This window comes from Oceanobacillus sp. FSL K6-2867 (assembly GCF_037963145.1).
Classification (GTDB): Bacteria; Bacillota; Bacilli; order Bacillales; family Amphibacillaceae; genus Oceanobacillus.
Genome location: NZ_CP150144.1, coordinates 2,817,799 through 2,829,984 on the forward strand (window position 1 = coordinate 2,817,799; position 12,186 = coordinate 2,829,984).

Consider the following 12,186-nt stretch of genomic DNA (forward strand, 5'->3'; position numbering starts at 1 on the left):
TATTTCTAGTCGCGAGCGTAAAATCCTTGAAATTTTATTGAAAAAGCCTGATGGTATAACTGTAAAAAATATTGCCAAGGAATTAGAGGTAAGTGCCCGGACCATTCATCGTGATTTAAAAAACACAGAAGATATTACAAATCACTATAACCTGAAGCTAGAAAAAAAATCTGGTGTAGGACTACGGCTGAGTGGTACGGAGCAGGGTCGCAATCAGCTCCGGCAAGCATTAACAAATATAACTGTTATTGATTTTACACCAGAAGAAAGACAATCGATTATTTTGGCGAGCCTTCTTGAAATGAAGGAACCAATTAAGCTGTTCACCTTAAGCGCGGAATTAAAAGTAACAGAAGCAACTATCAGTCATGATCTTGATCAATTAGAGAAAGAAATAGCATCCTATCGTCTTGTGTTAATTCGAAAAAGAGGATATGGAGTGGAAATTGCAGGTGACGAGGCGAATAAACGTGCTGCATTAAGCAACTTGATTTCAAAGCATATTGATCCCTTCGAATTCGTGTCATTGATTAAGGATAACATTCAGAAGAAAACACAGGATCAGTTTTCTGCAATTTCCAATAGGCTGTTAGGGTTAGTGAATCCAGAACATTTAATTGTGATTCGGCAAAGGGTAGAACAAGCAAGAGAAGAATTACCCTATGAATTAGCAGACAGTGCATTGATTGGTTTAGTTGTTCATTTAGCATTAGCGATTGAACGGCTGCAAAAAGGGGATACGATTCAGTTTGACCAAACACAGCTGAAACAGATGGAAGGAACAGTGGAATATCGCATTTCCAAAAAAATGATCCGTGATTTAGAAGAGCACCTTGGAATGGTCATCCCAGATGATGAAATTGGCTATATAACCATGCATTTAATGGGTGCTAAATTACGGTTCGATCCGAATTATATTCATATGTATCCGAATGAGGATATCGTTTTTTTAGCAAGTCAATTAATTAGCTCTGTCAGTACACAAATCAACGTGTCTTTGCTGAACAATAAGCAGCTGCTAAATGATTTAGTAGCGCATTTAAAGCCAGCTATTTACCGGCTGAAGCAAGGGATGACAATAAAAAATCCAATGATTCAGGAAATCAAACAGGATTACGATGAGTTATTTCATATGATTCAGGCAGCTGCTAAAGCTACGTTTCGGGATATGGAATTCCCGGATGATGAAATCGGATATCTTGTGCTTCATTTCGCAGCGGCATTGTTAAACAATGAAAAAGCAGTGGATTTACAAGCTTTAGTCATTTGTTCGAGCGGGATCGGTACTTCCAAAATGCTAGCAACAAAGCTGGTCCAACGTATACCGGAGATAAAGCATGTTGAAAATGCATCTATTTTTGACTTAAATAAGTTGGATGTGACAGCTTATGATGTCATTGTATCAACAATTCCGTTGAAAGAATTTGACCACGATTATTTACTGATATCTCCGATGCTTACCCAAACCGAGATTCATCAGGTGAAAAAGGAGATAAAGAAAAGGAAACTTACGGTTCATATGAATCATAAAGAGCCAAGAGTGACTACAGATATCAGTAGTTTTATTGTTCGTATGGAAGCACTGCAAAACTTTTCTCGCACAGCACTTGATCTGCTCGATTCCTTCCGAGTTTATGATGTGTCGGACAATTTAGAGGTGGACGCTGTACTGCGTTTGGTTTGTAATACTTTGGCAGATAAGAAAATCATCCGAAATGAAGAAATTGTATTTAAAAAGCTGCAATTAAGGGAACAGATAAGTGGATTAGGAATTCCAGCAACATCCATTGCCCTTTACCATACACGGTCCAATGCAATTCGCAAGCCGACGTTTTCCATATATAAATTAAACCACCCGCTCACTATTCGCGGGATGGATAATGAACAAATGGAGATGGATACAGTAATCGTTATGCTGGCACCAGAAATAACACATCAGGAAGTGCTGGAGATTTTAAGTTTTTTAAGCAGTTTGATTATCCAGGATGAGACAAGTATTTCCTTGTTTGAATCCGGTGACGAACCAAAGATAAAACAGTATCTTTCCGAACAGCTAGAGCAGTTTATACATGAAAAAAAATTAATTTAAAAGAGGATACACAATCTAAGGAGTGAGTTTTATCATGGCAAAGGAAATTTTAAGCAAAGATAACATTGAGTTAGACACAAAATTAGCTAACAAAGAGGAAGCAATTCGTTTCACAGGTAAGATCCTCGTTGATAATGGATATGTTGAACCTGCATATGTGGAAAAAATGCTTGAACGTGAAGAGCTAACCTCAACATTTATGGGAAATAATGTTGCGATTCCACATGGTACAGAGGATGCAAAGGAATTAGTAAAGGAAACAGGGATTTCAGTAGTTATCGTTCCTGATGGTGTGGATTTTGGTGATGGAAACACGGTAAAAATCCTAATTGGTATTGCTGGTAAAGGTGATGATCATTTAGAGGTCTTATCAAAAATTGCGATTGTACTTTCTGAGGAGGAAAATATCCAAACAATCGTTAACGCAACGACAAAAGAGGAAATCATTCGCATTTTTGATGAGGTGAATTAAATGCTGGCAGTACATTTTGGAGCTGGAAACATCGGCAGAGGCTTTATCGGCGCCCTGCTTTATCAAGCGAATTACCATACAACCTTTGTCGATGTTAATGAAAACATTATTAATGAAATAAATGAAAAACAACAATACAATGTTGTATTAGCTGCAGAGGAAAGTGAAACATTAACAGTTAATAATGTTTCTGGAATTAATAGCATTACAGATCCAGATAAAGTAATTGAAGCAATTGGGAAAGCAGATCTCATTACAACTGCTGTCGGACCAAACATTTTGGCCATTATTGCAAAGTTAATTGCAGAAGGCTTGCAGAATCGAATCAAAACAAATGATAAACCTTTAAATATTATTGCTTGTGAAAATATGGTCGGAGGAAGCTCCCTGCTTAAAGAACATATTTACAAACAAGTAACAGCAGATGAACAACAACAGTTTGATAAAGTGTTTGGATTTCCAAATGCTGCAGTAGACCGGATTGTACCCAACCAAGTAAATGAAGATCCATTATTAGTCTCTGTTGAACCATACTTTGAATGGGTTGTTGAAAAACCAGCATTTAAAGGCGAGGTTCCTGCAATTGATGGTGTCACATACGTAGAAGATCTAACACCATACATTGAACGGAAACTATTTACGGTGAACACCGGACATGTCGTTCCTGCATATATTGGTCGCTCACTGGGGTATGCAACGATTAATGAAGCAATGCATGATGAAAAAGTACAGGAAATCATAAAGGGTGCTTTAAATGAATCAGGTGAAGCGTTGATTCAAACTTACCACTTTGACCGCAGTGAGCATGAAAGCTATATCAATACAATTATCGGTCGCTTCATGAACCCATATATTTCAGACGAAGTTACACGAGTTGGACGTGGCCCAATCCGCAAGCTGGGGCCTCGTGATCGTATCATTCGACCTGCAAGCTTATATATGGAGGTAACAGATAAGGTACCAACCTATCTTGTCCAAGTAATTGTTGCTGCATTGCAATACAAAAATGAACAAGATGAAGAAGCGGTGAAACTACAGCAAATGATTGCTGAACAAGGTTATGAAAAAACGTTGCAAACTATTTCAGAGCTGAATGCGGATCATCCATTGATCACAGCAGTGATGAAGGAACTATAATGTCCAAGAGACACGTCGGTGCACGTGTCTCTTTTTAACAGCAATTACTGCCACTTACGCTAAAACCGCACCATACACTCGAAACACTCGAAAAACCGCACCACCCTCCGAGAAAACAGCACCATGCCCCGATAAAACAGCACCACGCCCCAAGAAAATAGCACCATCCCCGGCCGAAACAGCACCACCCCGTCCCAAAACAGCACCATCCCCGGCCGGAACAGCACCACGCCCCGAGAAAATAGCACCATGCCCCAAGAAAACAGCACCATCCGCCGTAGAAACAGCACCATGCCCCGAGAAAACAGCACCATCCGCCGTAGAAACAGCACCACGCCCCAAGAACAGCACCACCTACGTAAGAAACAGAACCATCACACTCGAAAACCGCACCACCCACCGGAAAAACCGCACCATACACCAAAAAAAACGCACCAAATAACTTCCCACCCCAAACCAGCATCGAATTTAAATTAGAACACACATTTAATTTTTGCTATACTAATGAACATAGAAGGATAAGAACAGGAGAAGTTGACATGGCAACTACATTACTAGCTAGAATTAAAGAAAGGCATCACCAATTTTCCAAAGCAGACCAGAAAATCTCGAATTATATCCTCCACCATGCAGAGCTCATTCCAAATATGACAACAAAGGAATTAGCGAATAAAGCAGATGTAAGTGAAGCAAGCGTAATTCGGTTCGCAAAAACAATTGGGATAGGAAGCTTTAAGACATTTAAAATAGCCTTAGCGCAGGAATTAGCTGTAAAAGATGGATATATCACAGATTTTTCAATTTTACAGAAAAAAGATTCCCCATATGAAATGTTCCAGAAAGTTGTCCATGTAAACAAGAATGCGATTGAGCTGATTATGGAATCATTAGATAAAAAAGAGCTGGATGAAGCAGTTACGTACTTGAAAAATGCCCGAAAAATTATCTTTTATGGTGTCGGAGGGTCATCGATTGCTGCGATGGATGCATTATATAAATTTACAAAGCTCGGATTTCAAGTGGAGTTTAACTTGGACTTTCATTACATGCTTTCAAAGGTTCCGCACTTTAACAGTGAGGATGTTTTTGTTGCGATTAGTATGTCTGGAAAGACGAAAGATGTTTTAGATCTAGCGCGATTGTCGCAAAAAAAAGGAGCAAAGGTGATAGCAATTACAAACATAAACAAGTCACCGTTGTATAAAGAAGCAGATATTCGATTAGCAACACCAAATGTAGAGCAGGACTTTCGGATTGGCAGCATTACATCAAGAATGACCCAGCTGACAATTATAGATAGCTTATATATCAGTATTTTTAATAGTATTGGTGAAAATGTGCTGGACGAATATCAAGAAGCAAGAGATCATGTTGTGAAATTAAGAAGATAGCTTCTTTTTTACATAAAATGAAATTAAATTTCATATAATTAATTATTTATATTGACTTTTAATTTCATAAACAAGTAAAATAGAGATGTAAGAAAGTTGAGGAGGCTAAAATGATGCTTGAAAAATTAACGACCGAAGCGCGAAATCAACATACGATGCATTTAGACGAAATGGCTACGATTGATATTTTGCGCACGATGAATAATGAAGATCAACAGGTATTAACAGCGATTAAGGAACAACTTCCACAAATTGAGAAAGCTACGCAATATGCAATAGAATCATTTAAGAAAAACGGAAGACTTATCTACGTTGGAGCTGGTACAAGTGGTAGATTAGGAATTTTAGATGCTGTAGAATGTGTTCCTACATTTGGCACATCACCAGAGATGGTGCAGGGAATTATTGCAGGTGGAATGAAAGCGCTTTACAAGGCTGCTGAGGGAGCAGAAGATGATCCAGAGCTTGGAGCAAATGATTTAAAGAGCATCCAGCTCTCAGAAAATGATACGGTAATTGGAATTGCTGCAAGCGGGCGTACACCATATGTTATCGGGGCATTACAATATGCGAATTCGATAAAGGCGAGTACAGTAAGTATATCCTGTAATAAAAATGCGGTAATGAGCCAATACGCTTCAGTCGCAATTGAACTTCTAACAGGATCTGAGGTATTAACTGGTTCTACAAGATTAAAAGCGGGGTCGTCCCAGAAAATGGTCTTGAATATGATTTCAACTGCTGCAATGGTGGGAATTGGTAAAGTATATCAAAATTTTATGGTAGATTTAAAGCCAACGAATGAGAAATTAGAAGAAAGATCCAAACGAAATATTATGGAAGTTACTGGTGTTGATTATGAAACTGCAGCATCTTATTTTGAGAAATCAAAGCATCAGGTAAAAGTAGCAATCGTTATGATTTTATTACAATGCTCCTATGAAGATGCTATAACTAAGCTTAAGAGCTCTGACGGGTTTGTCCGATGCGCGTTAGAGAAATAAAAGGGGAGGGACCACCATGAAGAAAGAACAAAGAATGGCCACAGAAATTTTAGAGCATGTTGGTGGAAAAAACAATATTAGGCGAGTCGCCCATTGTATGACTCGGTTACGCTTGTCGTTAAAGGACGATTCCAATGTTAACTTAACTGACTTAAAGCGTGTAGATGGTGTAATGGGTGTTGTGGAGGATGAAACATTACAGATTGTTATTGGGCCTGGAACCGTAAATAAAGTTGCAACGGAGATGAGTCAATTAACCGGATTTAGCATCGGAGAAGATGCAACCGCTGATGATTTAACGTTTGAAGAAAAAGCATCCCTTGATAAACAAAAACTCAAAGCAAAAAATCGAACACCTTTTAAAAACTTTTTACGCAAACTCGGGAATATCTTTATTCCATTAATCCCGGGGCTAGTTGCATCAGGAATTATTAATGGAGCGGCTAACTTTGCGGTAAACGCAGGTGCAGATAAAGAACAAACATGGATGCAAATATTACTTTTGCTTGGAAGCGTTGTCTTTGCATCATTAGGAATACTGGTTGGCTGGAATACCGCAAAGGAATTTGGCGGCACACCCGTATTGGGCGCTATCGCAGGAATGTTCCTATTTAGTCCGCTTCTTGCAGATATTACGATTTATGGTGAAGCGTTAACCCCAGGCAGAGGCGGCTTATTCGGTGTTATTTTCGCAGCTTGGTTAATGACATTTATTGAGAAAAACGTTCGTAAAGTAATGTGGGATGCAGTAGATATTATTTTTACCCCCTTAATCACATTACTTGTTGTCGGATTTGCATCCTTATACGCCGTTATACCAGTAGCTGGTATTCTGTCAGATGGTATCACGATGGGACTCACTGCTTTAATTGATACAGGTGGAGCAATAGCAGGAGCAGTTCTAGCAGGATTTTTCCTGCCATTAGTTATGGTTGGTTTACACCACGGTTTAACACCGATTCACCTTGAGTTAATTAATGTATATAATGAGACGGCACTTTTAACAATCTTAGCAATGGGTGGAGCTGGACAAGTTGGTGCAGCGATTGCGATTTTTGTAAAAACAAAGAATACGCGTCTGCGAAATATTATCAAAGGGAGTGCTCCAGTAGGGTTCCTCGGAATTGGCGAACCACTCATGTATGGAGTAACATTACCACTAGGAAGGCCATTTTTAACAGCTTGTCTCGGAGCTTCCGTTGGTGGAGCATTCCAAGCAGTGATGAGTACAGCATCATCAGGAATTGGCGTTTCTGGTTTGTCACTAATCCCACTCATAACAAATGGACAATATATAAGCTATTTCCTTGGACTCGTCATTTCGTATGTGTTTGGATTCCTGTTTACGTATGCATTTGGCTTTAAGGAAAGCATGGCAGATGGAATTTAATAGACTTTAAGAATAGGAGGTTGCTTTAACCTCCTATCTTTGCTTACATCATCAGGAAACAATAAAATTTGAATGCTGTGGATAACGTGGTTACCTAAACAGCCACGTCCAGCTCCAGCGCCCAACGACTAGCGAGACTTCCCTCACCTCCGTACGATAAAGAAGACTTGCCGACTGGCTGTGCCAGAGGCTTAGTCGCACTTATACCCTTGCGGTGAAAGTCAACATCGGCTCCCTGCGGTCGCCGTGTTTCCTTTATCTCCTCCGGATCAGTCCAGTCCGTACGTCGTTACCCGGGCGCTTGCGCTTTTGTACATCATCATAAAATGGAGGGAATCAGTGTGTTAGGAATTTCTGTTTATCTAGGGAATGGGTCAATTGAACAGCAGACTCCCTATATTCGTAAGATGAAAGAAAGTGGATTTCAGTCGATTTTTACATCGCTCCATATTCCTGAGGATGATCATTCGACCTATAAGGATCAGCTTCAGGCACTTGGAAGAGTAGCTACTGAATTAGATATGGAATTGATGGCAGATATCTCGCCGAATTCGTTGCAGGCACTAGGGTTTAATTGGAAAAATGCGGATGAATTACTGAGTTGGGGACTTTCAGGTCTTCGGATCGATTATGGTGTGGACGAACAAACAATTATTGATTTGTCTCACAAAATGCGAATCGCACTAAATGCAAGTACCATTACAGCGGACTCGTTAAACGATATGAAAGCAAAAGGGCTTAACATTGAAGCAGTGGAAGCCTGGCATAATTATTACCCGCGACCAGAAACTGGACTTGGACTAAGTGATTTTATCCAAAAAAACAGGCTGTTAAAATCAGCAGGGATTACTGTAATGGCATTTATTCCTGGAGACAAGCAATTAAGGGGTCCGCTATACGAAAAACTGCCAACCTTGGAACAGCATCGCAAGCTTTCCCCGTTTGCTGCTTTTTTGGAATTAGACAAACTGGCTGGGGTAGATAAAATTGTGGTTGGTGATGTGGAATTAAGTAATGCGTCATTAGAACAATTTCGTATCTATGAGCAAGATGAAATCGTGATCCGAGCTATCCCAGATAATTTGGTGGACTCTGACATACTTAATAAATCAGCGGCTCCATTCACCAACCGAGCAGATAATGCGAGAGACTGTATCCGTGCAGTTGAATCGAGAGGCTATGCGCAATTTGGAGAATCGGTTGTGCAGCCACGCAACTGTGCCGAACGATCAGCTGGCTCCATTACGATAGATAATGAGAAATATATGCGTTATCAAGGAGAAATTCAAATCACATTAGCCGATTTACCAGCTGATGAAAAAGTAAATGTGCTTGGAAAAGTCATTGATGATGATTTACCATTGCTTCCATGGATTAAGGGCAACCAGAAGTTTCGGATTAAATGGGTGTAATTACACTATTAGTGTTGGAATGTCAGGAACAAAGGGGGAAACAGGGATGATCATTAGACCAATCGCAGAAAGTGATGCAGAAAATTTCTTAAAGCTTAGTAAGAAAATTGATGCGTCTGGCTTTATGCTGTATGAACCAGGTGAACGAGATACGACTGTCGATGAGCAGCAAAAATCAATCGGACGAATCCTGACCGAAAAAAATACAGCCTTTTTTGCAGCTGAAGCGGATAACAAATTGGTTGGCTTTATTGCAGCATTCGGTGGGAAAGTGAATAGAAACAAGCATTCTGCATACCTTGTCTTAGGCATTCTCGAAGAATATCAAGGACAAGGAATAGCCACAAAATTATTTCTGCGAATTTTTGAGTGGGCAAAAGAGGCGGGAATTACAAGATTAGAATTAACAGTTATAAAAGACAATATAAAAGCATTTCAATTATACCGAAAAATGGGATTTGTTATAGAGGGAGAGAAAGTCAACTCCTTGATGATAGACGGTAAACCGGTTAATGAGTATTATTTATATAAATTGGTGTGATTGCATTATCATTCGAAGCGGAATTTTTACCTATAATCTGTACGCAGAAAGAAGCTAAGATTAAATTATTAGCTTCTTTTTTTTATGGATTATGATGGCTTTTTCTGATAGATAATGAAGACTGTAATAAGTGTCTGAACGACAAACCTTATTAAACATTCGATGCTTTATCACCTTGTTCCTCAATATTAAAATCCCCCTAATCTAACTAATAATCATTTTTCTCTTTACATATAATCTACTAGAAATCAACCAAATAAATAGTGGCGGAGGCTAGTTATGATGTATGTTCTAGGAATTGATGGCGGGGGCACAAAAACGAAAGGTGTTATAACAAAGCTGAATGGAGAAAAAATTGCTGAAGCAACAGTAGGTCCTACCAATCCAAATAGTATAAAGAAATCGGATTTGAAAAAAGAGCTGTGTAATCTATTCACTTTATTAAAGCAGCAGAATACTTCTTGCTTTTTCCAATTAAAACATGTATTTGCAGGAATGTCTGGCGTCGGTCATCCAGCAACTAAAAATATGGTGCAAAAAGTTCTTACTGATTTATTACCGGAACATGTCAATATAACAGTAGAAACGGATGCTATTAATGCTCTGTATTCAGGTACTCTGGGTAAACCAGGAATTGTGCAAATTGCAGGAACTGGCTCCATTACCTTTGGTTTAAATAAAGAGGGAGTCTCAACTCGTATTGGGGGATGGGGACATTTAATTGGTGAGATGGGAAGCGGATTTGCACTTGGGCGTGATGCATTAGAGGCAGCCTTCTTGGCACATGATGGATTAGGGAAGTCTACAATAATCAGTGAATCCCTACTCGAACATTTTCAAGCGGTTAAACTGTCCGATATTATCCATTTTGTATATCAAGAAAAAAACCAGAAAGAACGAGTAGCATCTTTAAGCAAAATAGTAATGAAAGCAGCTGATAATGGTGATCAAGTTGCTCAGGAAATCATTCGGAAAAATGCTGAATATATGGGGAAATCGATTGCCTTTTTGCTAATAAAGTTATTTTATGAAAGAGAAGAGATACCTATAGTGGTAACCGGCGGGATCTTTAATCGACTCGATCTTTTTCAGACGATAATCGAAGAGGAAATACGCCAGCAACAATTAAATCCATTGCTAATTGTGCCTAAAATGGAGCCTGTTGGTGGAGCAGTTGTAGCTGCCTTGATTGAAGAAAATATCGTGGTTTGTTCTGATTTTGTTGAGTCTTTTATTTATGATAGGTTACATTAACTGAATCAAAAGCTTTATTAAAGAATAATAAATGCACCGTTTGATTCATTTATTATTCTTTAAATATTTTTAATTTGTCTAATAATATCGATTATTATAGAATGTAACATGTAATCAGGTGTACTGCCAAAAAGCTAGTTACTATCGTGAGTAATCAACAGCAAGAAATCGAAGGAGGAATTGAAGTTGACCAAAATGAATCTAGAATTAGCAAAAAAACTTATTGAAGGTGCTGAGCAAGAAGCGACAAATATGGGAGTTGCAATGGTTATATCCGTTGTAGACGAAGGTGGAAATTTAACCGCAGTACATCGCATGGATGATGCATGGCTAGCTAGTGTCGACATAGCGCAGAATAAGGCTTGGACATCTGTTGCATTAAAAATGCCAACGTCAGATTTAGCTGAAGCTGCTGTTCCAAACGCTGAACTTTATGGTGTAAACACCACTAATAACGGGAGAATCGTTCTCTTCGGTGGAGGAATACCATTAGTGGAAAATGATCAGATTATAGGTGGCGTAGGCGTGAGCGGCAGCTCTGTAGACCATGATGTTCAAGTAGCTGAGGCAGCTGTAGATGTTTTTGAGAATATAAAATATGTATAGTTTAATCGAATAATTGATGCTTAATAGACATTAAAAAGCAGTGAACGATTGAAAACCGTTCACTGCTTTTCCTTATTGCAAATTTATAAACTGAAACATAACTTCATGCAGCAAAATTATAATCTGCTAATTTAATATATATAGCGAGCAATATATTGCTATTAATAAAATAAACAGATTAAAAGTTCCTGAACGGTTGCTTAGCTATACTAAAAACACCGTCCGCTTTTCCAACAATAACTTTATCAGCCATCCCTACAAACAGCCCTGTTTCAACAACACCGACAAGCATTTTTAAATCCCTTTGCAATGCTTCTGGTTCTAGAATTTCATCAAAGGAGCAGTCCAAAATGTAGTTGCCATTATCGGTAATAAACACTTCTTCATCTTTATGGCGCAATGCTGGTTTGCCGCCTAATTTTTCAATGGTTGTTGATGTTCGTTCCCAACCGAAAGGCGTTACCTCTACAGCTAGCGGAAATGCTCCCAGATGGGCTACAAGCTTAGACTCATCAACAATAACAATAAACTCTTTTGCAGCAGCTGCGACAACTTTTTCGCGCAGTAATGCACCGCCACCGCCTTTGATAAGCTGCAGGTTTTCATCTACTTCATCAGCACCATCAATTGCTATGTCCAATTGCTGTACCTTTGAAAAATCAGTAAGTGGTACACCGAATTCGTCTGCCCATTTGGCTGTTATGTTGGAAGTAGGAATAGCTGTAATATTAAGCCCTTCATGTACACGTTCGCCTAGTCTTTTCACCATCCAGTATATGGTAGATCCAGATCCCAGGCCGACTTTCATGCCGTCTTTAACTAAATTCGCTGCCTCTTCTCCAACTAACTTTTTTAATGAGTCTGCATTTTGCATCGTGTAACATCTCCTA

12 protein-coding genes are annotated in these 12,186 nt (G+C 39.0%); 10 read left to right on the top strand and 2 right to left on the bottom strand.

Annotation, left to right across the window (positions count from 1 at the left end):
* Positions 1 to 22 precede the first annotated feature (22 nt).
* From NSQ77_RS13700 to NSQ77_RS13710, 3 genes are read left to right on the top strand one after another with little or no spacing between them, the layout of a single operon-like run.
* Positions 23 to 2,089, top strand: coding sequence for a PRD domain-containing protein (locus NSQ77_RS13700; RefSeq protein ID WP_339231015.1), 2,067 nt, complete (start codon positions 23 to 25; stop codon positions 2,087 to 2,089).
* A gap of 34 nt (positions 2,090 to 2,123) precedes the next feature.
* Positions 2,124 to 2,561, top strand: a complete 438-nt coding sequence (locus NSQ77_RS13705) for a PTS sugar transporter subunit IIA (RefSeq protein ID WP_339226596.1) — start codon at positions 2,124 to 2,126, stop codon at positions 2,559 to 2,561.
* Positions 2,562 to 3,698, top strand: a complete 1,137-nt coding sequence (locus NSQ77_RS13710; RefSeq protein ID WP_339226597.1) for a mannitol-1-phosphate 5-dehydrogenase — start codon at positions 2,562 to 2,564, stop codon at positions 3,696 to 3,698.
* Positions 3,699 to 3,752: 54 nt separating this feature from the next.
* Here the strand turns inward: NSQ77_RS13710 and NSQ77_RS13715 are convergent, their stop codons facing one another.
* Positions 3,753 to 4,040 (bottom strand): hypothetical protein, encoded by a 288-nt coding sequence (locus tag NSQ77_RS13715; protein ID WP_339226598.1) that lies wholly within the window; start codon positions 4,038 to 4,040, stop codon positions 3,753 to 3,755.
* A gap of 197 nt (positions 4,041 to 4,237) precedes the next feature.
* Between NSQ77_RS13715 and NSQ77_RS13720 the strand changes: the two genes are divergently transcribed.
* The 7 genes from NSQ77_RS13720 (at position 4,238) to NSQ77_RS13750 (ending at position 11,296) form a co-directional block, all read left to right on the top strand.
* The gene (locus tag NSQ77_RS13720; protein WP_339226599.1) at positions 4,238 to 5,089 is read left to right on the top strand and encodes a MurR/RpiR family transcriptional regulator; all 852 of its coding nucleotides are present in this window, start codon (positions 4,238 to 4,240) and stop codon (positions 5,087 to 5,089) included.
* Between the two features lie 113 nt (positions 5,090 to 5,202).
* On the top strand, positions 5,203 to 6,093 hold the full coding sequence (gene murQ, locus NSQ77_RS13725) for an N-acetylmuramic acid 6-phosphate etherase (protein WP_339226600.1): 891 nt from the start codon (positions 5,203 to 5,205) through the stop codon (positions 6,091 to 6,093).
* A gap of 16 nt (positions 6,094 to 6,109) precedes the next feature.
* Complete coding sequence (locus NSQ77_RS13730) at positions 6,110 to 7,483, top strand: PTS transporter subunit EIIC (RefSeq protein WP_339226601.1); 1,374 nt, start codon at positions 6,110 to 6,112, stop codon at positions 7,481 to 7,483.
* Positions 7,484 to 7,824: 341 nt separating this feature from the next.
* Positions 7,825 to 8,895, top strand: a complete 1,071-nt coding sequence (locus tag NSQ77_RS13735; RefSeq protein ID WP_339226602.1) for a MupG family TIM beta-alpha barrel fold protein — start codon at positions 7,825 to 7,827, stop codon at positions 8,893 to 8,895.
* A gap of 46 nt (positions 8,896 to 8,941) precedes the next feature.
* Positions 8,942 to 9,436 (top strand): GNAT family N-acetyltransferase, encoded by a 495-nt coding sequence (locus tag NSQ77_RS13740; protein WP_339226603.1) that lies wholly within the window; start codon positions 8,942 to 8,944, stop codon positions 9,434 to 9,436.
* A gap of 279 nt (positions 9,437 to 9,715) precedes the next feature.
* A complete protein-coding gene (locus NSQ77_RS13745; RefSeq protein WP_339226604.1) occupies positions 9,716 to 10,690 on the top strand; it encodes a BadF/BadG/BcrA/BcrD ATPase family protein in 975 nt (324 codons plus the stop codon).
* A gap of 186 nt (positions 10,691 to 10,876) precedes the next feature.
* Positions 10,877 to 11,296 carry a heme-binding protein gene (locus tag NSQ77_RS13750; protein ID WP_339226605.1) on the top strand — a complete coding sequence of 140 codons (420 nt, stop codon included), beginning with the start codon at positions 10,877 to 10,879 and terminating at the stop codon, positions 11,294 to 11,296.
* Positions 11,297 to 11,474: 178 nt separating this feature from the next.
* Here the strand turns inward: NSQ77_RS13750 and rpiA are convergent, their stop codons facing one another.
* Positions 11,475 to 12,170, bottom strand: coding sequence for a ribose-5-phosphate isomerase RpiA (rpiA, locus tag NSQ77_RS13755; RefSeq protein WP_339226606.1), 696 nt, complete (start codon positions 12,168 to 12,170; stop codon positions 11,475 to 11,477).
* Positions 12,171 to 12,186: the final 16 nt, after the last annotated feature.